This window comes from Marivita sp. (assembly GCF_020055635.1).
Classification (GTDB): domain Bacteria; phylum Pseudomonadota; class Alphaproteobacteria; order Rhodobacterales; family Rhodobacteraceae; genus Marivita.
The window spans coordinates 1-20,333 of sequence record NZ_JAIPUT010000058.1 but is presented as its reverse complement, the minus strand read 5'-3'; the positions used below and the strand labels follow the sequence as shown (position 1 = coordinate 20,333).

The following is a 20,333-nucleotide window of genomic DNA, read 5'->3' as shown; positions in this document are numbered from 1 at the left end:
CCCCGAGGGTGTCCAGATTGTCGGTTCTGGTACGCGGACCATCGACACGTTGACGCATTGGCTGCCTCAGAAGGTAAGCTGGCACGTCAGGTCATCCCAGGCATTGCGTGCAACATTAACTGCCAAACTCGAGAATCCGGACGCCGAGACGGTGGTGTCAAGCACCGAGATTGAGTTCACGCCAGTGCCCAAGGTTGCCGAGACGCGATATATTCCCGAGCCGGTGCCTGTGTCCAGTCCGTACGAAATCGGTACGTTTTACTTTCCCGGTTGGCCTAGCATGTCGCGTTGGCGGCCGATCTTGGACTATCCCAATCGAAAACCGGTTCTGGGATGGTATGACGAGTCGAATCCGGAATGTGCTGACTGGCAAATCAAATGGGCGGTTGAGCACGGTGTTACGTTTTTCATGGTCGATTGGTATTGGGACCGGGGAAACCGCCAACTGGAGCACTGGCTGCACGAAGCTTACGCGGACGCGCGTTACAAAAACTATTTGAAGTGGGCCGTTATGTGGGCTAACCATAACCGCCCCGGTTCCCACTCCCGAGATGATTGGAAGGAAGTCACTCGGTACTGGATCGAGCATTATCTTAAAAGCGAACAATATTATCGGATCGACGGGCGTCCGGCGGTGTTCATCTGGTCGCCGGGCAATATCAGACGCGATGTCGGAGGAAGCGAAGCGGCCGCGGAGCTTTATGCCATGTCGCAGCGGATGGCGCGCGACGCGGGCCTGCCGGGCCAGCACGATCGGGCCGATGCGCAGGCCCTGCGCGGTCAGCCTGTGATGCAGCGCGCGCAGGAACGCCGGGCCGTTCAGCGCAGCGGCGATGGCCGACAGCCCGTCGCCAAGGACCAGCGCCACGTCGCAGGGGCCTTGCGGGGCAAGGCTCTGCGCGGCTGCCTCGGGCAAGCGGCGGCCAAGATCGGGGCGGCGGATGAACGTGTCGCGGGTCTCGGCGGCGCTGGTCACAGGCACTGATGGCAGGTCAGACTTGGCCAGCGTGTCCGCCAGCGCCGCAGCGTCCAGTTCCGACAGCACCGCCTCACGGGCCTTGGCGTGATCGAGCTGACCGTGGCGCTGCACGCGATTTTCGATGCCCCCCGTGACAAGATCATCTGGGACGTGTCGCACCAGTGCTACCCACACAAGATCCTGACCGGGCGGCGCGACCGCATGGGCACGCTGCGGCAGGAAAACGGGCTGTCGGGATTCACCAAGCGGTCGGAATCCCCGTATGATCCGTTTGGCGCCGCGCACAGTTCGACCTCGATCTCCGCCGCGTTGGGTTTTGCCGTGGCGCGGGATCTGGGGGGCAATTGCGACACCGGGCATGGCGATGCGATTGCGGTGATCGGCGATGGCGCGATGAGCGCGGGCATGGCCTATGAGGCGATGAACAACGCGGGCCATCTCAAGAAGCGCCTGATCGTCATTCTGAACGACAACGAGATGAGCATCGCGCCACCCGTGGGCGCCATGTCGTCCTACCTGTCGCAGCTTTATGCCGGTGCGCCGTTCCAGGATCTGAAGGAGGCAGCCAAGGGCGCCGTAAGCTTCCTGCCCGAACCGTTCCGGGAAGGGGCGAAGCGCGCCAAGGACATGCTCAAGGGCATGGCCGTGGGGGGCACCTTGTTCGAGGCGTTGGGCTTTTCCTATATCGGGCCGATCGACGGGCATGATCTGGATCAGCTTCTTCCCATCCTGCGCACCGTCAAGGATCGCGCCGACGGGCCGATCCTGATCCATGCCCTGACCAAGAAAGGCAAGGGCTACGCGCCGGCCGAGGAATCCGCTGACCGGGGCCATGCGCGCGCCAAGTTCGACGTGGTGACCGGCGAGCAGAAGAAAGCGCCGTCAAACGCGCCAAGCTACACCAAGGTGTTCGCCGAGGCGCTGATGCAGGAAGCGGCGGACGATCCGATGATCTGCGCGGTGACGGCGGCGATGCCGGATGGTACCGGGCTTGACCTTTTTGCCGAAAGGTACCCGTCGCGGACCTTTGACGTGGGGATCGCGGAACAGCATGGCGTGACGTTCTGCGCCGGGCTTGCCGCGGGCGGACTCAAGCCGTTCTGCACGATGTATTCGACCTTCCTGCAACGCGGTTACGACCAGGTGGTGCACGACGTGGCCATCCAGCGCCTGCCGGTCCGTTTCGCCATCGACCGCGCCGGGCTGGTGGGTGCCGACGGGGCGACCCATGCGGGCAGTTACGACATCGCCTATCTTGCCAACCTGCCGGGATTTGTCGTGATGGCAGCGGCGGACGAGGCCGAGTTGAAGCACATGGTCGCGACGGCTGTTGCGCATGACGACGGGCCCATCGCCTTCCGCTATCCGCGCGGCGAAGGGCAGGGGGTCGAGATGCCGCAACGCGGATCGGTTCTCGAGATCGGCAAGGGCCGGATGATCCGCGCGGGCAAGAAGGTGGCGATCCTGTCCTTCGGCACCCGGTTGGGCGAGGTGCTGGCGGCCTGCGAGGCGCTCGAGGCCAAGGGCATCACGCCCACGGTTGCGGATGCGCGGTTCGCCAAGCCGCTGGACCGGGACCTGATCCTGAGACTGGCGGCAGAGCACGAGGCGCTCATCACCATCGAGGAAGGCGCGATCGGCGGTTTCGGCAGCCACGTGGCGCAATTGCTGGCCGAGGAAGAAGTCTTCGACCGGGGGCTCAAGTTCCGGTCGATGGTTCTGCCCGATACCTTCATCGACCAGGCCAGCCCCACAGCGATGTATGACGTGGCCGGGCTGAACGCCGAGCATATCGAGAAGAAGGTGCTGGACGTGATGGGCGTGGCGGCGATCGGCAAGCGGGCCTAGACCAGCCCGCTGATCAGCCCGATCACGACGGCGAGCGAAGCGCTCAGCACGGCATAGCCCGCGATCAGGACGTATCCGTCCCGCACCATCAGTGCGAAGGCGACCAGCGCGACGCCTCCGGCGCTGACCGAGGTGAACATCGGCAGCAGTTCGAGAAACGGCCAGGTCGCCGCAACGCTCATCACCGCCAGCAGCGCCAGCCGGTCAAGCGGCGGCCCGGAGAGAAAGCGCAGCCGGTCCCGGCTGTTGCGGTCAAGCCAGGCGGCCGGCCTGCGCAGGTAGTCGACCGCCCGCCTGAGTTGGGTGCTCTTCAGCTTGCGGGTCGCCAGGAACCGCGGCAGCCAGAGATGTCCGCGGCCCAGGAAGGCCTGCGCGGCAATGGTCAGGATCACCAGCCCGCCGATCGTCGGCATCAGCGGGATGATCGACAGGGGTGAGACAAGGATCAGGGAGGGCACCAGCAACGCGGCCCCGAAGGAACGCGGACCGACGCGGTCGAGCATCGCCTGTATCGTCAGCCCGTCCTGCGGCTCGAGGGGCGCTGTCTCCGCGCCGGACGCGGGACCGGGAGGCGGCGAGGCGGGATCGAGCGCGTCGAGAAGGCTTGTCAGCGATCTCGGACCCGACGTCTCGGGCGTCACTTCTTGGCCTGTTCGTCGGCGAGAACCGCAGCCAGCCCGGCGCGGTAGTCGGGATATTTCAGCGTGACTCCGAGATCGGATTTGATGCGGTCGTTTCGCACCCGCTTGCTTTCGGAGTAGAAACTGCGCGCCATCGGGCTCAGTTCGGCCTCGTCGAAAGGCGTTTCGGGTGGGGCTTCGACCCCCAGAAGTGTTGCGGCGTGGCGGATCACGTCCTGCGGCGGGGCCGGATCATCGTCGCACAGGTTGTAGACGGTTCCCGGTTTCGGGTGTGTCATGGACGCTTCGAGGACCTGCGCGATGTCTTCGACATGGATGCGGCTGAACACCTGGCCCGGCTTGATGATCCGGCGCGCGGTGCCGTCGCGCACCTTGGCAAAGGGGCCGCGTCCCGGTCCGTAGATGCCCGCAAGGCGGAAGATATGCAGCGGCAGGTCCGGGATCGACGCCCAGGCCGCCTCGGCGGTGACACGGCGGCGACCGCGTTCTGTGGCCGGGGTCAATGGTGCGCTTTCATCGATCCAGTCGCCCTTGGCGTCCCCGTAGACGCCGGTTGTCGACAGGTATCCCAGCCATGTCAGCCGCGCGGCCTGCGCCTCGATGTCGGATTTCAGAAGCGCGAGCGACGGGTCTCCCGACTCGGTCGGGCCGGCAGAGACAAGCACGTGGCTGGCGTTTTCGAGCCAGGGCAGGATCGCGTCGCGGTCCCAAAGCAGGGGCGTCACGCCTTGTGCATGCAACGCGCCAAAGTGGTCGGGATCGCGGGTCGTGCCTGCGATCCGCCACCCGTGCGGCAGCAGCCGTTTCGCCAGATACGTGGCGCTGTATCCGTGGCCAAGAGAGAGAAGCGTCTTTTCCATACCTCGAATGTGCTGCGTCCTTGTGAAAAAACAAGCGGCGCCGATATTTGGCTCACCAAATCGTTTAACGCCTAAACGGCGTAATCGGTTCCCTCGGCGTCCAGGATCAGTTTCAGTTCCGACAGATGCCGCGCATCCTGTTCGGGATAACCCTCCAGTTCGCGGGCGGTCTTTTCCGCGATCTCGTCCGACAGGACCTTCAGGGGCCGTCCCGTCTGGAGCGCCCGGATATAGGTCTCGGCTGCACGTTCGAAGTAATAAAGCCGGTTGAAAGTGTCTGCCACGCTGTCGCCGATGACCATGACGCCATGATTGCCCATGATCATGACCTTCTGTTTCGGATCGGAGAAAAGCTGTGCGCAGCGTTCGCCCTCTTCCTCGAAAGCCAGGCCGCCATAATGCGTGTCGATCACGGTGCGGTTGAAGAAGGTCGCGCAGTTCTGGTCGATCGGTGGCAGGCGCGGGTCTTCCAGGCAGGCCAGCACCGTGGCGTGGATCGAATGGACATGCATGGCGCAGCGCGCGTGCGGACAATGCCGGTGCAGCCCGCCATGCAGGCCCCAGGCGGTCGGGTCGGGGGCGTTCGGGCCGCTGAGGGTTTCGGGATCGTTGGCATCGACCACGATCAGGTCACTTGCCTTGATGCGCGAGAAATGCATCTGGTTCGGGTTCATCAGGAACCGCGTGCCATCGTCATTGATCGACAGGCTGAAGTGATTGGCGACGCCTTCGTGCATGTTCAGGCGCGCCGCCCAGCGAAACGCGGCGGCAAGATCGACGCGTTCCTGCCAGTGGTCCATGTTGCGGGCGATCTGCGTGACTGTCATCTGTGCCTCCTTTGGTTATCCACAAACCAAGCGGTCCTTGCCCTGAAGTCAAGTCGATGAGGTGCAAAGGGCGGCAGGCCGTCAGAACAGGCCGGATCACAGCGGGCGGGACGGCACCCAGGCATACCCGTCGTCACAGAGCAGGTAGCATTCCCGCAGGCCGTGGGGTTTGTCGGTCGGCGGCTGCAACACGACAAAGCCTTCGGCCTCGGCCCGGTCGTGGGCCGTGTCGGGGTCGCTGTCATAGAGCCGGATCTCGAGCCCCGCGCCGCGTGGCGGGTTGTCCGGCAGAAGCCCCAGCAGCGGGTTCGCACTGTAGGTGGCATCGGAATGAAGCTGGAACACCTGGTCGCCGTAGCACAGGATGGCGAAATCCTCTGACACCCGGTGGGCGGTCATGCCGAACACGCGGGACAGCTGGCCGGCCATCCGGCGCACATCGCGTGTCAGCAGGTTGAGACCGATCCCGCGCAGGCTCGCTCCGAACGCTTCGGGAGAAACCGTCTCGAAATCCATGGCGTCACGAACACTCCGGGCAATTGCGGCCAGCTTGATCCCGTGTCATGGACCTGTCAACCTGCGCATAACGCAGGAAACCCCTTGAAAGGCAGTGCATGCAGGACCGTTCCATCAACCTGGACATCATAAGTCCGGATGCCCCCGTGCCACAGCGGTTCGACGACCCCAAGGCGGCGGTGGACCGGCTGTGCGAGCTTTATGCCCTGTCCACACGGTTCCTGTGCAGCAGCTTTCAGGCGGCGATGGAAAAGGGGCATCCCGGTGCCCGTTATCGCGCCTATTACCCGGAGGTGCGGATCACCACGACGACCTTTGCCAAGGTGGACAGCCGTCTGAGCTTTGGCCATGTGGCGCATCCGGGCACACATGCCACGTCGATCACCCAGCCGGAACTGTTCCGTCACTACCTTGAACAGCAGATCACGCTGTTGCTTGAAAACCACAATGTGCCGGTCCAGGTGGGCATGTCGGACACGCCGATGCCGGTGCATTTCGCCGTCGCCAATGACCCGTCGATCACCGTGCCGCAGGAAGGCGCCGCCGATTTCATCCTGCGCGACGTGTTCGATGTGCCGGACCTGGCGACGACGAATGACGACATCGTCAACGGTGTCGCCAAGCCGGCTCCGGACGGCACCGAGGCGCTGGCCCCGTTTACCGCGCAGCGGATCGACTATTCGCTGGCACGGCTGTCGCATTACACCGCGACCGAGCCGCATCATTTCCAGAACCACGTCCTGTTCACGAACTACCAGTTCTACGTCGCCGAGTTCGAGGCCTACGCCCGCGCCCAGCTGGCCGATCCCGAAAGCGGCTACACCAGCTTTGTCAGCACCGGCAACGCCGAGATCTTCGAGGCGGGCGCGCCCTTGCCCGCGATCGACAAGATGCCGCAGATGCCGACCTACCACCTCAAGCGCAAGGGCGGGGCCGGGATCACGCTGGTCAATATCGGGGTGGGGCCGTCGAACGCCAAGACCGCCACCGACCACATCGCGGTGCTGCGGCCGCACGCCTGGCTGATGGTGGGCCACTGTGCCGGGCTGCGCAATTCCCAGAGCCTTGGCGACTTCGTGCTGGCGCATGCCTATCTGCGCGAAGACCGGGTGCTGGATGACGACCTGCCGGTCTGGGTGCCGATTCCGGCGCTTGCCGAGATCCAGATCGCGTTGCAGCAGGCGGTGGCCGAGGAAACGCAACTGGACGGATACGATCTCAAGCGGATCATGCGGACGGGCACCGTGGCAAGCGTCGACAACCGCAACTGGGAACTGCGCGATCAGCAGGGCCCGGTACAACGCCTCAGCCAGAGCCGCGCGATTGCGCTGGACATGGAAAGCGCGACGATCGCGGCCAACGGGTTCCGCTTCCGGGTGCCCTATGGCACGCTTCTGTGTGTCAGCGACAAGCCCCTGCATGGCGAACTGAAGCTGCCGGGGATGGCGTCGGACTTCTACAAGACGCAGGTTGCCCGGCACCTGATGATCGGAATCCATGCGATGGAACACCTGCGCGAGATGCCATTGGAGCGCATCCACAGTCGGAAATTGCGCAGCTTCGAGGAAACCGCGTTCCTGTAGGCGATTCTCGATTTTACGGGTGCGGCGTGACATTTTTCCGAAGTTGCCTGTCGGATCTTGGAAAAAAGCGCTAAAAACCGCCAAAAACCCTTGGGAAGACGCTACCAGCCGTTGTGTTTCCCCGCAATATACGGTTAGTTTTTGCCCACGAGGCCCAAGATCGGGCAGTGAAGGAGACCACGAAATGGCGAAACCAATGACAAAGACCCAGCTTGTGGCCGCTCTGGCCGAAGAAATGGGCAGCGACAAGAAAACCGCAAGTGCTGCACTCGACGCGGTCACCGGCATCATCACCAAGGAAGTGTCCGAAGGTGGCGCAGTGACCCTGCCGGGCGTTGGCAAGATCTATTGCCGCGAGCGTCCCGAGCGCATGGTGCGCAACCCGGCCACCGGCGAGCAGTTCAAGAAAGAGGCCGACAAGGTGGTCAAGATGACCATTGCGAAGGCCCTGAAGGACAGCGTGAACGGCTGATCCGACCTCCGGACTTACCTGAAAGGCCGCTCTCCTGAGCGGCCTTTTGCGTTTCAGGTGGCGTCGTCGGGTTTCGGCGCGCCATGTTCGTCCCGCAGCGCCTTCTCGACGGTCTCCGGCTCGATATCCTCGTTCTTCCAGAGCGGCACCCCGGTCGAAAGGACGGAGCGGCCCATCATGTGCGCTCCGATGGGGGCGGTCAGCAGGATGAAGAGCACGATGGCAATCACCCGGATGATGATTTCCGGAGTGGCGAAGACGACTGCGCAACCCGCAAGGATCAGCCCGGTGGACAAGGTGCCGATCTTGGTCGAGGCATGCATTCGGATCAGGACATCCGGCATGCGGACAAGACCGAGCGCCCCGATCACCGCGAAAAGGCCGCCGAGGATGATGAGACTGCCGGCAATCAGGTCACTCATCGTCCGCCTCCTTTCGGGTGCGGAACGTATTGCGTTCGGCGAAACGGGCCAGCGCCACGGTGGCCAGAAACCCCACCAGTGCGAGAACCAGCGCCACGTCGAGAAACGCGCTTGTGCCGTAGCGCACCGCGGCCAGACCGCAGAAGGCGACGATGGCGACGGTCATGAAATCAAGCGCCACGACACGGTCCTGGAGGCTTGGCCCCTTGACCATGCGGACGAAGGCCAGAACCACGGACAGCACGACGCATATGAAGCCGATCTCGAGGCTCAGGTTCAGAAATCCATCCATCAGCGGCCCTCCACGGCGTCGATCACCCAGCGTTCCATGCCGGCCTTGAGGCTTTTTCGCAGGGCCTCGGGATCATCTGCAAACATCGCGTGCACCACAAGCGTCTTGCGGTCCTCGCTAACATCAATGCTCAGCGTGCCCGGCGTCAGAGAGATCAGGTTCGTGACCAGAAGGATGCCGGTGTCGGATTTCACGTCCAGCGGCACTTCGATGATCGCCGGGCGCGCGCGGTGTTTCGGAGTCAGCACATCCATCGCCACCTCGAGGCTCGAGACGATCAGTTCATAGTGGAACATCACGATCAGCTTGATCCATGCGGTCACGCGCCGGAAATAGGTGCTGGTCCCGATCAGGGGCTGGATCAGCCAGAGCGCGCCGTAGCCGATGACAAACCCGGTGATCAGCCCGGTCAGCGACACCGATCCGGTGAAGGCGACCCAGGCGATGGCCAGGATGATGTTCAATCCGAACGCGTTCATGGCTGCACCCCCAACACCGCTTCGATATAGGGCGTCGGATCGAGAAGCTGTGCGGCCGACGCTTCGGCGAAGCGCACGAAGGGCTCCGGCATCACGCCGATGATCACGGTCAGGGCGGCAAGCCCGGAAATCGGCACCAGCATTGCCGCGCGGTTGCGGCTGGACAGGTTCGACAGCTTCGGCTCGATCCCGTCGGGATGCGGTTCCCAGAACGCCTGTGCCCAGATCTTGGTCATCGAGTAGATCGTCAGCAAGCCGACGACCAGTGCGATGCCCGCGATGATCCAGCCCTGGACGTCCAGCGCCGCCTTGACCAGCAGGAACTTGGCCCAGAACCCCGAGAGCGGCGGGAAGCCCGCGAGCGAGAAGGCGGGCACGACGAACAGGACCGCCAGGAGTGGCGCGGACTTGTAGAGACCTCCGATGCGCGACAGTTTAGTCCCGCCCGCGATCCGTTGCGCGACACCGGCGATCAGGAAGAGATTTGCCTTCACCACGATATGGTGCACGAGGTAGAACACCGCGCCGACGATGGCGAGCGGGGTCAGCAGGGCAAGGCCCATGATCATGTAGCCGATCTGGCTCACGATATGGAACGACAGGATCTTGCGCATGTCGCTTTGGGCCGCGGCGCCAAGGACACCGACAACCATCGTCAGCCCCGCCACCCAAAGCAGGATCGTGTGGGTGAAGGCCGTGTCGTGGTCGAAGATCAGCGTGAAAATGCGCAGGAGCGCATAGACCCCGACTTTGGTCAGCAACCCGGCGAACACCGCAGAGACCGCAAAGGCCGGTGTGTGATACGAGGCGGGAAGCCAGAAAAACAGCGGGAACACCGCTGCCTTGACGCCGAAGGCGATCATGAACAGCACCGCAACCAGGGTCAGAATGCGCTGGTCTGCATTGTCCACCGCACTGGCGAGATCGGCCATGTTGAGCGTGCCGGTCATGCCATAGAGCAGACCGATCCCGGTCAGGAACATGATCGTGGACACCAGATTGAGCGCCACGTATTTCACGCCGCCGTCGATCTGTTCGGGACGGCCCCCCAGCACCAGAAGGCCGAAGGACGCGATCAGCATCACCTCGAACCAGACATAGAGGTTGAAGAGATCGCCTGTGATGAACGCGCCGACCACACCCGCGATCAGCATGTTGAAAAGCGCGTGGTAGCCCAGCCGCTCCATGCCCTCGTCGACATCGGCGATGGCGTAGATCGACACGGCCAGCGCGACGATGGCGGTGATCACCACCATGACGGCAGAGAGCAGGTCGGCCACCAAGGTGATGCCGAAGGGGGCGGACCATCCGCCCATCTGTCCCGCGATCACGCCGTCGCGCAGAACCACGTTCATGAGGACGATGGACGCGGCAAGAAGGACGGCCGATCCGACCACGGAGATCCAGCGGCCCAGCGGGCTCTGACGTGTGAGGAACGCCAGAACCGCCGTGAGGAACGGGATCACAAGGGGTAACGCGAGAACCCAGCTCACTTCTGCGCCTCTTCAGGTTCGGCCAGACGCATGTCGTCCGGCGTCAGGGAATTGAGCGTCGTCCAGGCGCGGAACACCAGCACGATGGCAAAGGCGAACAGGCCGAAGCCGATCACGATGGCGGTCAGCACCAAGGCTTGTGGCAGCGCATTCGCGACATCGCCCAACGGCGCGTCGGCACCTTCGGGGATCAGCGGTGGTGCGCCATCGGTCAGTCGCCCGGCGACGAAGATCGTCAGGTTCGCCGCGTTCGAAATCAGCACGAGCCCGAAGATGAAGCGCAGCAAATGGTTCGACAGCATCAGGTAGACCGAGGCGGCGACCAGCACGCCGATGGTGATGGCAAAGAGGACCTCCATCAGATTTCCTCTTCCATCGCGAAGACGATCGTCAGGATCGACCCGAAGACCACAAGGTAAACCCCGATGTCGAACACCAGCACGGACGACAGCGGCAGGCCCTTGTCGTCTTCCGTGGCGCCGATGAAAAGCCATTGCCCGGTGAACAGGTCGTCGCCGAACAGCGCCGCGAACAGGCCCGCCGTCAGGGCGATACCCAGCCCCCAGATCGCGATGGTCTGGGGCAGTACCCGCAGGGCCGCCCGGGCGTCATGCGTGCCGCAGGCAATCGCATAGAGCACGAAGCCGGTGGCCCCGGTCAGCCCGCCGATAAAGCCGCCCCCCGGTTCGTTGTGGCCGCGCAGCATCATGTAGAACGAGAACACCAGCAAGAGTCCGGCAAGATAGCGCGTGCCAACGCGCAGGATCACGGAATTCACGACGATCCTCCTTTGCGTGTGGTGCGCAAGAGCGCGTAGGCGGACAGCGCGGCGATGACCACGACCGCGATTTCGCCGAACGTATCCAGTGCGCGGAAATCCACGAGGATCACGTTGACGATGTTGCGGCCAAAGGCTTCGGGCCAGCTGGTTGCCTCGAAATAGTCGGTCAGGCGCATGTCCAGCGGCGACGATACCACCGCGATCAGGATCAGCGACACCGACGCGCCCACCGCCACCGACAGCAACGCATGGCTCAACCGGAACTCTGCCTTGGGCAGCGACGGCAGGCGCAGCATTACCACCGCCACCAGAACGACGATCAGGGTCTCGACAAGCAGCTGTGTGATGGCCACGTCCGGCGCGCTGAAGACGATGAAGATCAGCGCGATCCCGATGCCGACCACGCCAAGCGCGGCGATGCCAGCGATCCGCGAATTGGTGAACAGCGCGAGAACCGCCCCGGCAATCGTCAGAAGCGCGATCGAGGCATGTTTCCATTCCACATCCGACAAATCGACCGCGATGGTCGGCAGACCGGTGTAGACAAGTGTCAGCAGGAGCCCGGCGGCGATCGTCAGGAAGGTTGCGAAGAGATAGCTGGACAGTTTGCCGTTTTGCACAATCCGGGTTTGCCACTTTGCAAATGCCTTGAGCCCGTCAAGGAACCGATCCCAGCCAAGGTCGAGGTCGGGAAGGACAGCAAACGCCCGGCCCAGGAACGCGCGCAGTCTGACATGACCGGCATAGATCAGCAGCCCCAGGACGAAGGTCGCGATGCTGAGCATCAGAGGCACGTTGATCCCGGCCCAGAGCTTGAGTTCCTTGACCTCGCCCACCTCTCCGGTCAGCGAAATCACCGTCGGCGCGATCAGCGCGACCTGCAAGAGGTCCGGGTAGATGCCGAACAAGGCGCCGAGGCCGGCCAGAAGGATGGGGCCAAGCCACATCTGCCAGGGGGCTTCCTGCGGGGATTGGGTGCTTGGGACCGATCCGCGCCAGAACGGGCGGAAGGCCACAACGCCCGCCACGGCCAGCATCAGCGCGTTGGACAACAGGGCCGCGCCGGCAACGAGGACCGGCTCGGAGGCGACGGCAATGGCGCCCGCGTATTTCAGTTCCTTGCCGATGAAGCCCAGGAAGGGCGGGAAACCCGCCATCGACAGCGCGGCCAGCGCCGCCGCGACCGCCGTGATCGGCATGAGCCGACCCAGCCCGCCCAATTGATCGGTTTCCCGCGTACCGGTGGCCGTGTCGATGCAGCCCACAACCAGAAAAAGCGACGCCTTGTAGAGCGAATGGACAACCAGGAAGGTCGCGAAGGCGGTCATTGCGTAACCGGATTCCTGCCCCAGGAACAGCGTGAGCGTGCCAAGCGCCATCAGTGTCGTATAGGCCAGCGCCTGCTTGAGGTCGGTCTGCCGGAGCGCGAGAAGGCTTGAGAAGACCGCCGTGAGGGCGCCAAGGATGGTCAGCGTCCACAGCCACACGTCGGTGCCGGACATCGCCGGGTGCACCCGCGCCATGACATAGATGCCCGCCTTGACCATCGTCGCCGAGTGCAGGAACGCGCTGACCGGGGTGGGCGCGGCCATCGCATTGGGCAGCCAGAAGTGAAACGGCACCTGCGCGGATTTGGTGAGTGTCCCGGCCAGAAGCAGGATCAGGATGGGCAGGTAGAGCGCATGCGCGCGCAGCTCGTCGCCCATGGTCAGGATGCCGGAAATGCTGGTTGTGCCGGCAAACGTGGCCAGCAGGATCAACCCGGCCAGAAAGGCCAGCCCCCCTGCGCCGGTGACAAACAGCGCCTGCAACGCGTTGCGGCGGCTTTTCTCGCCCTCGTGCGAAAACCCGATCAGCATGTAGGAGGTGATCGTGGTCAGCTCCCAGAAGACGAAGAGCAGGATCAGGTCATCGGCAAGAACCAGACCCAGCATCGACACCATGAACGCCGTCAGGAAGAGGGCAAAACGCGCGTATTGCGGATGCCCTGCCAGGTAGGTGTTGGAATACAGCAGGACCAGCGTGCCGATCCCCGAGATCAGCAGCGCGAATGTCAGGCTGAGACCGTCCACGAGAAAGGCCAGGTCGATCCCGAGCGATGGCACCCAGGCCGAGTTCCAGCGCAAGACCTCGTTCGAGGAGATATTCGGCACAAGCGACACGAAATACGCAAAGAGCCCGGCTGCGAACAGGACCGGCACGATGCCCGTCAGCCCGTTGCCACGGACCTCTTTTGGAAAGCCTCCGGCCATCGTCTAGTGCGTCCCGCGCTGCGCTGGGCACAGGCTTTCGCGCCAATGCGTGGCGCAAGTTGACGTTGCGTCTTTTTGTGTCTTCACGGTGCAAGCTCCCTCGCTCAGATCACGACATAGGGTTCTCCGAGTCATTGACCAAATCGAAAATACACGGTTTCTTGATAGAAGTTATCTATCAAAGGTGCGCAAATGCCCAGTATGCAGCAATTACGGTACCTCGTGGCCGTAGCGGATCAGCTTCATTTCCGGCGGGCGGCCGAGGCGTGCAACGTCACCCAGCCGACATTGAGCGCGCAGATCAAGGAGCTCGAGTTGCGGCTGGACACGATTCTGGTCGAGCGCAGCCGGTCCAAGGTCATGATGACGCCGACCGGCAAGGAGATCGCCGAGCGGGGGCGGCGCATCCTGCGCGAGGTGGCGGAGATCGAATCCATCGCGAAATCGCAGAAGGCGCTGCTGTCGTCAGTCATCCGGCTTGGGGTCGTGCAGACGGTCGGGTCCTATTTCCTGCCGTTGGTCATTCCCGACCTGCACCGGCAATATCCGAAACTGGGGCTCTATGTCCGCGAAGGCCTGCCGGATGTCCTGCTGCCCAGCCTTGAAGACGGGTCGCTCGACCTGCTGATCTTTCCGCTTCCGGTCACGCGAGCCGAACTCGAGACGATGCCGCTGTTCCGCGAGCCGATACAGGTGGTCGTCCCGTCCGATCATCGTCTTGCCTCCGAGACCGAGATCGACCCCGTCATGTTGCGGGGAGAGATCATCCTGTCGCTGGAACCGGGTCACAGGCTTTATGAACTGGTGCGCAAGATCTCGGATGATTACGGGGTCGAGCTTTCGCATGATTACGAAGGCACCAGCCTGGATACGCTGCGCCAGATGGTGGCCACCGGCATGGGCCTGTCCCTGATGCCCGCGCTCTATGTCAAATCCGAGGTGGCGCATCAGGACCTTGTAGTGGCGCGGCCGTTTCGCGGCACGGCGCCATCGCGGACCATCGGGATGGTTTGGCGCAAGGGCACGTCGCGGGAAGAGGAATATCGGTTGCTGTCGTCGCTGCTGTGCAAATCCCTCATGGACCGCGCCCCGGAGGTCACCGTGCTGCCAGAGCCCTGACCCGCAGATCAAATGCTGACGGAAGCAAGTGCGTCGCGCGTCCTTTGCCGACGCGCCTCGGTCTCGGGCGCTCCGCAGGACCAGCTTTCAGCGTCATCCATGGATGCTGGTGCCTCGAAATCGAAGGGCACTTTCGACAGGTCTTCGTTCATCAATTCGATCAACTCGAACACCGGTTCCGAAGCGCGACGGCGCGTTTCTCCGAATTGCAGCGACAGGGTGATCAGCCGACGGCTGTTGAATGGCGACAGGTAGAAATTGCGCCACATGGCCGGAAAGCTCGCTCCGATGGTCGAATTGTAATAGACTTCGAGGAACATGAAATCCGCGGCCTTGGCCATCGCGTTCTCTGGCAAAGTGGCCTGCCACGCCATGAAATCGTCCCGGTAGCGTTCCGCGACAGTCGAGTCGAACTCGTTGCGCGGCACGATGAGCAGCCGTTCGATCTGCCAGTCGGGGTCACGCCAGAACTCTTCGGGCTTGAACACGTAGACGGCGCGCAGCAGGTCGGTCTGATGCCCGCGCAGGATCACATTTCCTTCAGGCACTCCGTTGATGACGCCGTTCAGATATTCCTTTGGCGGCGAAACCGGTGCGCCGTAGGTCAGATGATAGGCCTGCAAGGCACATCGGGCCTCTTTTCGGGACAAGTTGAAGTGCCGCTTGTCGTGGATGTCGTGTTCGACCCCGAGGATGCGACAAAGCTCGGCCCCGATCGCTGCATCCCGGCGTGTCGCATAGTTGTTGATGTGGGTGTAGACTTGGTCGATCCTGTGCAGATGTTCACCGCAGAAGCCCAGCATCAGGCGGCTGTCCATGCCGCCGCTGATCGGCAGGGAACAGGGATGGTCCCGCGTGATCTCTCCGATATGGGCGCGTGATGTTGCAATGATCTCGGAGTAGATCTCGGCCGGGCAGTCCGGTTCCGGCGAAAAGACTTCGTCGCGGGGCCAGAATCGATGCTCTTCCAGCCGTGCCAGATCAAGGTAATGGTTCGGGTTCAGCCGACGGACCGCTTCATCGATGGTGTGGAACAGCGAAAACCGTCCGCCGCGCTCCTGGACGGTTTCAAGATCGAATTTCGGATTGAGGCGGACCTGACGCTTGATTGCAAGCAGCGGTGACGACGCAACATATCCATCTTCCCGGCTGTAGACCGCGCCGATCATGCCGACGGGATCGGTGTAGAGGCGCGTTTCATCCTTGACCTGCAGGATGAACGCATAGCGTCCTGCCGCATGGGTCAGCATGGCTTCGAACTTGTCCCAGGCGCCTTTCACCCGCGTGCTGAACGGCAAGGTGATCTCAGCAGGCGTCTGCTCTGCGCCGGTTCCGGCCGCGATGCCCAGCAAGAGCCCGACACGTCGGCCAAGCTTGTCGAAGATCACCTTGGTCGGCAGCGCTGGCCCGCAATAGACGTGAAATCCGTCGAGGTCATGCCGTGCGAAGCCCTCGAGTTCCTCGGTCGTGCGGGAAATCACGTATTGATAGCGAAACCGATCCTCGAACTGCCCGAGCCGGTAGCGCCACTGCCTTTGAGCCTCAAACATGCGAATGCGCCTGCGATTTTCGGTGATGATGGCACAGGAGCAGACATGCGCAAAGCGCGTTGCGTGAAGCAGGCACCCAAGTGTGACGATGATGTCAAAGGAGGAATGGTGGAGCCTAGGGGGATCGAACCCCTGACCTCTTGCATGCCATGCAAGCGCTCTCCCAGCTGAGCTAAGGCCCCGTTTGTGCGCGTTCCATTACGCAATGCAGGGGGCGGGATCAAGCGCGATTCCGCCCCTTTTGCAGAAATTAATCGTCGTCGTTGCTTGCGACGTCCGCGATGTCGTCAAGCGACACGTTGTCGTCGTCATCGTCTTCCAGGACATCATCGTCCTCGAGTTCGACATCGACGTCATCATCTTCCAGAACATCCACCTCTTCCGAGTCGTCGGACTTGGCTTTGCTCTGCCGGTCTTCGGCATCGGCCGCGATCATGCGGGTCTTGCCAGTGTCGACCTCGACCACCTCGCCGGTGTAAGGGCTGATGATCGGGTCCTTGTTCAGGTCATAAAAACGCTTGCCCGTCGTCGGGCAAAGGCGTTTGACGCCCCATTCTTCTTTGGGCATGGGTCATCCCCTTCAATTGCGTGGTCATATCGACAATCCGCGCCAACTGCCATAACACCGAACCAGTGTCAAAGGCTTAAGGGCACGGATCTCATCGAGCGGCATATGGGCGTCAGAACTCTTCCCGGCAACCCTGAAATTACGGTGAAACTGCGAAAAAACCCGCGGGCGCGACGGCTGACGTTGCGGATCTCGCGTGTGGACGGCGCGGTGACGCTGACAATGCCGCGCGGCGTGTCGGAACGCGAGGCCTTGGCCTTTGCCGCCGAAAAGCAGGATTGGCTTCTCGGGCATCTCGCGAAACAGGAACTGCACAGGCCGGTCGGACCCGGAGACCGGCTCAGTGTCGCCGGGGTGACGATGGACCTGGCCGAAGGGTCGGGTCGGCGCCTGGGGGTTCGGGGCACCGTCATCGATCTGCCCCAGCCGGCTGAAAAAGGACGGATTCAGCTTCAGGCCTGGCTCAAGGAACAGGCGCGGGCAGAGCTGATCCGTGCCTCTGACCGCTATGCGGATCAACTGGGCCTGCGCTATTCCCGCCTCACCCTTCGGGACACGAGATCGCGCTGGGGGTCCTGTTCCTCGGCGGGCGCGCTGATGTATTCCTGGCGCCTTATCCTCGCGCCGAAACCGGTTCTCGACTACGTCGCGGCGCATGAGGTCGCCCATCTCGCCGAGATGAACCATTCGCCCGCCTTCTGGCGGGTGGTCCAGACCCTCTACGGACCGCACAAGGATGCCCGTGACTGGTTGCGCAGGGAGGGCCCCGGCCTGCATCGCTATCGCTTTGATGCTTGACCAACCGATTGGCTGTGATCACAATCCGGCATGAGCGTAATCACCCGTCCCACCGAACCCACCGTTTCGGCCCATGATCGCGTCTATCGTGGTCTGCGAAACCGGATCATGTTCGGCCAGATGCCCCCTGGCCAGCAGCTGACGCTTCGCGGGATCGGGCGCGAATTCGACGTGTCGATGACTCCGGCGCGGGAAGCCATTCAACGCCTTGTCGCGGAAGGGGCCCTGTCGATGTCGGCTTCGGGCCGGGTCTCGACGCCGGAACTGTCCAATGACCGGATAGAGGAACTGGCCGCCTTGCGCGCGCTGATCGAGGTGGAACTGGCCAGCCGGGCCTTGCCACGCGCGCATCTGGCCCTGATCGACCGGCTCCAGGCGATCAATGGAACCATCGCCGACGTCGTGTCGAACCGCGATGCGGTCGGCTATATCCGGACCAATCTCGACTTTCATCGCACACTTTACCTGCGGGCGCAGGCGCCGGCGATGCTGGCGATGGCGGAAACCGTATGGCTTCAACTGGGGCCGACGATGCGCGCGCTCTATGGGCGCCTGCGGCGCACCGAAGCACCGCAGTATCACCGTCTCATCATTGCCGCGCTGAAGGCCGGGGATGAGCCCGGCCTGCGCCTGGCCGTCCGGTCTGACGTGACGCAGGGTCTGCGCCTGTTGACCGGCTGACGCCGTGCGCGGTCAATGCGCCATGAAAACCGGAACTTCGCAGGTTTCCAGCGTGTTGCGGGTCGCACCACCCAGGATCGCTTCGCGGAACCGCGAATGGCCATAGGCCCCCATGACGACCATGTCTGCGCTCATGTCCTGCACGTGCCGCCGCAGGACGTCGGACACGCGCGGCATCGTCTTGGCCAGAACGTCGATCTCGACCTTGACGCCGTGACGGGCAAGGAATTGCGACAGCTGGCCCCCGGGATCGGACCGGTTCGGACCATGCTGCGGCGGATCGATCACGACGATATGAACCGTTTCGGCGCTGATCAGGAATGGCAGAGCGCTGCGCACCGCGCGCAGGGCTTCGGCGCTTTCGTTCCAGCCGATGGCGATCTTCTTCGGCAGTTTCAGTTCCGGCCCGGACGCCGGCAGGACGATGACAGGCGATTGTCCTTCGAACAGGGCGCCTTCCACCACGGGCTCAAGTTCGACACCGCGGTCGTCGCCATAGGGCCGCGGCAACACCGCGAGATCCGAGAAGCGGGCATGCGATGCCACATACCGGGCGATATCGGCCAACTGGCAGACCGCTTCGGTGACGCCCCAGCGCAGATCGGACGATTCCATCTGCTTTCGCGCCTCTGTGGCGAGATCTGTCGCTTCCTGCTTGGCGTGATGCAGGGTTTCCTGCAAGACCGCCGCGTTCATGCCGGCATAGTAATACCCCGTCTGCGTCCGATCGACGCCGAGGCAAACGACATCCATGTGTGCATCCAGGGCGCGCGCCATGGCGATGCCCTGAGAAACCGTATCCTTCAGATGAGATTGATCCGTGACGACGGCCAGAATTGTTTTGAACGACATCGGTGGCTCCCTTGTTCAAGATTCCTCTGATCCACCATCCCTACAACTTCAGCCATGCGCTTTGATACCCGTCAAACAAGTCGCGCAATTCTATTGATGCAGATCAAGGATAGGTTTGGCCAAGTCTCGCATTAAGGGCCCAGTCTGAAAACCGCCCACGCGGCAGCCGAATCATGTGGGTAAGACGAAGGGACGAAAAATGTTGAACTATATCAAGCTGATCGCGCTTGGCTTGATCACGCTCTTTGCGATGATCGCTGCAAGCTACGCGCGCGATTTGGCCTATCAGGTTCACGCCATCATCATCATGGCGGTATCTGCCGGGCTTTTCCTCTGGACGCTGCGCAACACCGACGAACCGGTGCCTGCGGCCGTTCTCGAAACAAGCTACATGGACGGTGTGATCCGCTACGGCGTGGTCGCGACGGCGTTCTGGGGCGTGGTCGGGTTCCTCGCAGGAACCTTCATCGCGTTTCAGCTGGCTTTTCCGGGGCTCAACTTCGATTGGGCACAGGGTTACGCGAATTTCGGACGGTTGCGTCCGCTGCACACCTCTGCGGTGATCTTCGCATTCGGTGGCAATGCGTTGATCGCGACATCGTTCTACGTGGTGCAGCGCACGAGCGCCGCGCGCCTCTGGGGCGGCAACACGGCCTGGTTCGTGTTCTGGGGCTACAACCTGTTCATCGTGCTGGCCGCGACGGGCTACCTGCTGGGCGCGACCCAGTCCAAGGAATATGCCGAACCGGAATGGTACATTGACCTGTGGCTGACCATCGTCTGGCTTGCGTATCTGGCGGTTTTCCTCGGCACGATCATCAAGCGCAAGGAGCCGCATATCTATGTGGCCAACTGGTTCTTCCTGTCCTTCATCGTCACCGTCGCGATGCTGCATGTGTTCAACAACCTGAGCATCCCCGTTTCGATCTTCGGTTCAAAGTCCGTTCAGGTCTTTGCAGGTGTGCAGGACGCCATGGTGCAGTGGTGGTATGGCCACAACGCCGTGGGCTTCTTCCTGACCGCGGGCTTCCTGGGCATGATGTACTACTTCGTGCCCAAGCAGGCCGAACGTCCGGTCTTCAGCTACAAGCTGTCGATCATCCACTTCTGGGCGCTGATCTTCCTGTATATCTGGGCCGGTCCGCACCACCTGCACTACACCGCTCTGCCGGATTGGGCCTCGACCCTTGGCATGGTGTTCTCGATCGTGCTGTGGATGCCCAGCTGGGGTGGCATGATCAACGGCCTGATGACGCTGTCGGGCGCATGGGACAAGCTGCGCACCGACCCGGTGATCCGGATGATGGTGATCTCGCTTGG

At 62.6% G+C, this 20,333-nt stretch carries 20 protein-coding genes, 1 tRNA gene and 3 pseudogenes; 8 read left to right on the top strand and 16 right to left on the bottom strand.

What is annotated here, in order from left to right; all coding sequences use genetic code 11:
• Positions 1 to 280: 280 nt before the first annotated feature.
• Positions 281 to 607: pseudogene (locus tag LCF60_RS24655) on the top strand (glycoside hydrolase family 99-like domain-containing protein); the annotation flags it as partial.
• A gap of 177 nt (positions 608 to 784) precedes the next feature.
• Here LCF60_RS24655 and LCF60_RS24650 read toward each other — a convergent pair.
• Positions 785 to 1,045, bottom strand: a pseudogene (locus LCF60_RS24650) (ethanolamine ammonia-lyase light chain EutC); the annotation flags it as partial.
• A 9-nt stretch (positions 1,046 to 1,054) separates the two neighbouring features.
• Between LCF60_RS24650 and dxs the strand changes: the two are divergent.
• Positions 1,055 to 2,827, top strand: a pseudogene (gene dxs, locus LCF60_RS19700) (1-deoxy-D-xylulose-5-phosphate synthase); the annotation flags it as partial.
• Here the strand turns inward: dxs and LCF60_RS19695 are convergent.
• The 4 genes from LCF60_RS19695 to LCF60_RS19680 all read right to left on the bottom strand — a co-directional run bounded on the left by LCF60_RS19695 (position 2,824) and on the right by LCF60_RS19680 (position 5,671).
• Positions 2,824 to 3,468 carry an exopolysaccharide biosynthesis protein gene (locus tag LCF60_RS19695; RefSeq protein ID WP_292294212.1) on the bottom strand — a complete coding sequence of 215 codons (645 nt, stop codon included), beginning with the start codon at positions 3,466 to 3,468 and terminating at the stop codon, positions 2,824 to 2,826. The pseudogene dxs and the gene LCF60_RS19695 sit on opposite strands and share 4 nt — an antisense overlap.
• On the bottom strand, positions 3,465 to 4,328 hold the full coding sequence (locus tag LCF60_RS19690) for an SDR family oxidoreductase (RefSeq protein WP_292294210.1): 864 nt from the start codon (positions 4,326 to 4,328) through the stop codon (positions 3,465 to 3,467). The genes LCF60_RS19695 and LCF60_RS19690 overlap by 4 nt, the downstream gene beginning before the upstream one ends.
• A 71-nt stretch (positions 4,329 to 4,399) precedes the next feature.
• Entirely contained in the window at positions 4,400 to 5,155 is a 756-nt protein-coding gene (locus LCF60_RS19685; protein WP_292294208.1) for a class II aldolase and adducin N-terminal domain-containing protein, read from the bottom strand.
• Between the two features lie 96 nt (positions 5,156 to 5,251).
• Positions 5,252 to 5,671: a glyoxalase gene (locus tag LCF60_RS19680; RefSeq protein ID WP_292294205.1), complete on the bottom strand. Its 420-nt coding sequence runs from the start codon at positions 5,669 to 5,671 to the stop codon at positions 5,252 to 5,254.
• Positions 5,672 to 5,769: 98 nt separating this feature from the next.
• Between LCF60_RS19680 and LCF60_RS19675 the strand changes: the two genes are divergently transcribed.
• Together LCF60_RS19675 and LCF60_RS19670 are read left to right on the top strand one after the other, a co-directional pair.
• Entirely contained in the window at positions 5,770 to 7,254 is a 1,485-nt protein-coding gene (locus LCF60_RS19675) for an AMP nucleosidase (RefSeq protein ID WP_292294203.1), read from the top strand.
• A 184-nt stretch (positions 7,255 to 7,438) separates the two neighbouring features.
• Positions 7,439 to 7,726 (top strand): HU family DNA-binding protein, encoded by a 288-nt coding sequence (locus LCF60_RS19670; protein ID WP_292294201.1) that lies wholly within the window; start codon positions 7,439 to 7,441, stop codon positions 7,724 to 7,726.
• A gap of 53 nt (positions 7,727 to 7,779) precedes the next feature.
• On the opposite strand, the gene mnhG is transcribed toward LCF60_RS19670, so the two are convergent.
• Genes mnhG through LCF60_RS19635 form a run of 7 tightly spaced genes read right to left on the bottom strand, consistent with a single transcriptional unit; the run spans position 7,780 to position 13,445 of the window.
• Positions 7,780 to 8,148 carry a monovalent cation/H(+) antiporter subunit G gene (mnhG, locus tag LCF60_RS19665; RefSeq protein ID WP_292294200.1) on the bottom strand — a complete coding sequence of 123 codons (369 nt, stop codon included), beginning with the start codon at positions 8,146 to 8,148 and terminating at the stop codon, positions 7,780 to 7,782.
• Complete coding sequence (locus tag LCF60_RS19660) at positions 8,141 to 8,440, bottom strand: monovalent cation/H+ antiporter complex subunit F (RefSeq protein ID WP_292294198.1); 300 nt, start codon at positions 8,438 to 8,440, stop codon at positions 8,141 to 8,143. The genes mnhG and LCF60_RS19660 overlap by 8 nt, the downstream gene beginning before the upstream one ends.
• Complete coding sequence (locus tag LCF60_RS19655) at positions 8,440 to 8,919, bottom strand: Na+/H+ antiporter subunit E (RefSeq protein WP_292294196.1); 480 nt, start codon at positions 8,917 to 8,919, stop codon at positions 8,440 to 8,442. The genes LCF60_RS19660 and LCF60_RS19655 overlap by 1 nt, the downstream gene beginning before the upstream one ends.
• The gene (locus LCF60_RS19650; RefSeq protein WP_292294194.1) at positions 8,916 to 10,412 is read right to left on the bottom strand and encodes a Na+/H+ antiporter subunit D; all 1,497 of its coding nucleotides are present in this window, start codon (positions 10,410 to 10,412) and stop codon (positions 8,916 to 8,918) included. Before LCF60_RS19650 ends, LCF60_RS19655 begins: the two co-directional genes overlap by 4 nt.
• Positions 10,409 to 10,771: a Na+/H+ antiporter subunit C gene (locus LCF60_RS19645; RefSeq protein ID WP_292294192.1), complete on the bottom strand. Its 363-nt coding sequence runs from the start codon at positions 10,769 to 10,771 to the stop codon at positions 10,409 to 10,411. The genes LCF60_RS19650 and LCF60_RS19645 overlap by 4 nt, the downstream gene beginning before the upstream one ends.
• A complete protein-coding gene (locus tag LCF60_RS19640) occupies positions 10,771 to 11,190 on the bottom strand; it encodes an MnhB domain-containing protein (RefSeq protein ID WP_292294190.1) in 420 nt (139 codons plus the stop codon). The genes LCF60_RS19645 and LCF60_RS19640 overlap by 1 nt, the downstream gene beginning before the upstream one ends.
• The gene (locus LCF60_RS19635) at positions 11,187 to 13,445 is read right to left on the bottom strand and encodes a putative monovalent cation/H+ antiporter subunit A (RefSeq protein WP_292294188.1); all 2,259 of its coding nucleotides are present in this window, start codon (positions 13,443 to 13,445) and stop codon (positions 11,187 to 11,189) included. Before LCF60_RS19635 ends, LCF60_RS19640 begins: the two co-directional genes overlap by 4 nt.
• A 192-nt stretch (positions 13,446 to 13,637) precedes the next feature.
• On the opposite strand from LCF60_RS19635, the gene LCF60_RS19630 reads away from it, so the two are divergent.
• On the top strand, positions 13,638 to 14,564 hold the full coding sequence (locus LCF60_RS19630) for a LysR substrate-binding domain-containing protein (RefSeq protein WP_292294186.1): 927 nt from the start codon (positions 13,638 to 13,640) through the stop codon (positions 14,562 to 14,564).
• 8 nt (positions 14,565 to 14,572) lie between these two features.
• Here the strand turns inward: LCF60_RS19630 and LCF60_RS19625 are convergent, their stop codons facing one another.
• The 3 genes from LCF60_RS19625 to LCF60_RS19615 form a co-directional block, all read right to left on the bottom strand.
• The gene (locus tag LCF60_RS19625) at positions 14,573 to 16,114 is read right to left on the bottom strand and encodes a hypothetical protein (RefSeq protein ID WP_292294184.1); all 1,542 of its coding nucleotides are present in this window, start codon (positions 16,112 to 16,114) and stop codon (positions 14,573 to 14,575) included.
• Between the two features lie 106 nt (positions 16,115 to 16,220).
• A tRNA-Ala gene (locus LCF60_RS19620) sits at positions 16,221 to 16,296 on the bottom strand.
• 68 nt (positions 16,297 to 16,364) lie between these two features.
• Positions 16,365 to 16,682 (bottom strand): TIGR02300 family protein, encoded by a 318-nt coding sequence (locus LCF60_RS19615; protein WP_292294182.1) that lies wholly within the window; start codon positions 16,680 to 16,682, stop codon positions 16,365 to 16,367.
• Positions 16,683 to 16,826: 144 nt separating this feature from the next.
• Between LCF60_RS19615 and LCF60_RS19610 the strand changes: the two genes are divergently transcribed.
• Positions 16,827 to 17,480, top strand: coding sequence for a SprT family zinc-dependent metalloprotease (locus LCF60_RS19610; RefSeq protein WP_363318444.1), 654 nt, complete (start codon positions 16,827 to 16,829; stop codon positions 17,478 to 17,480).
• 30 nt (positions 17,481 to 17,510) lie between these two features.
• Positions 17,511 to 18,161, top strand: a complete 651-nt coding sequence (locus LCF60_RS19605) for a GntR family transcriptional regulator (protein WP_292294179.1) — start codon at positions 17,511 to 17,513, stop codon at positions 18,159 to 18,161.
• 12 nt (positions 18,162 to 18,173) lie between these two features.
• Here LCF60_RS19605 and LCF60_RS19600 read toward each other — a convergent pair whose 3' ends face one another.
• Positions 18,174 to 19,013, bottom strand: coding sequence for a universal stress protein (locus tag LCF60_RS19600; protein ID WP_292294177.1), 840 nt, complete (start codon positions 19,011 to 19,013; stop codon positions 18,174 to 18,176).
• Between the two features lie 199 nt (positions 19,014 to 19,212).
• On the opposite strand from LCF60_RS19600, the gene LCF60_RS19595 reads away from it, so the two are divergent.
• Positions 19,213 to 20,333, top strand: a 1,121-nt coding sequence (locus LCF60_RS19595; RefSeq protein WP_292294175.1) for a cbb3-type cytochrome c oxidase subunit I, incomplete at its 3' end; no start/stop codon positions are given.

Coding starts and splice junctions, on each gene's coding strand:
- mnhG (WP_292294200.1), bottom strand. CDS start 8,148: ATGAGTGACCTGATTGCCGGCAGTCTCATCATCCTCGGCGGCCTTTTC.
- LCF60_RS19615 (WP_292294182.1), bottom strand. CDS start 16,682: ATGCCCAAAGAAGAATGGGGCGTCAAACGCCTTTGCCCGACGACGGGC.
- LCF60_RS19635 (WP_292294188.1), bottom strand. CDS start 13,445: ATGGCCGGAGGCTTTCCAAAAGAGGTCCGTGGCAACGGGCTGACGGGC.
- LCF60_RS19670 (WP_292294201.1), top strand. CDS start 7,439: ATGGCGAAACCAATGACAAAGACCCAGCTTGTGGCCGCTCTGGCCGAA.
- LCF60_RS19675 (WP_292294203.1), top strand. CDS start 5,770: ATGCAGGACCGTTCCATCAACCTGGACATCATAAGTCCGGATGCCCCC.
- LCF60_RS19660 (WP_292294198.1), bottom strand. CDS start 8,440: ATGGATGGATTTCTGAACCTGAGCCTCGAGATCGGCTTCATATGCGTC.
- LCF60_RS19680 (WP_292294205.1), bottom strand. CDS start 5,671: ATGGATTTCGAGACGGTTTCTCCCGAAGCGTTCGGAGCGAGCCTGCGC.
- LCF60_RS19645 (WP_292294192.1), bottom strand. CDS start 10,771: ATGGAGGTCCTCTTTGCCATCACCATCGGCGTGCTGGTCGCCGCCTCG.
- LCF60_RS19605 (WP_292294179.1), top strand. CDS start 17,511: ATGAGCGTAATCACCCGTCCCACCGAACCCACCGTTTCGGCCCATGAT.
- LCF60_RS19630 (WP_292294186.1), top strand. CDS start 13,638: ATGCCCAGTATGCAGCAATTACGGTACCTCGTGGCCGTAGCGGATCAG.
- LCF60_RS19625 (WP_292294184.1), bottom strand. CDS start 16,114: ATGTTTGAGGCTCAAAGGCAGTGGCGCTACCGGCTCGGGCAGTTCGAG.
- LCF60_RS19690 (WP_292294210.1), bottom strand. CDS start 4,328: ATGGAAAAGACGCTTCTCTCTCTTGGCCACGGATACAGCGCCACGTAT.
- LCF60_RS19685 (WP_292294208.1), bottom strand. CDS start 5,155: ATGACAGTCACGCAGATCGCCCGCAACATGGACCACTGGCAGGAACGC.
- LCF60_RS19655 (WP_292294196.1), bottom strand. CDS start 8,919: ATGAACGCGTTCGGATTGAACATCATCCTGGCCATCGCCTGGGTCGCC.
- LCF60_RS19600 (WP_292294177.1), bottom strand. CDS start 19,013: ATGTCGTTCAAAACAATTCTGGCCGTCGTCACGGATCAATCTCATCTG.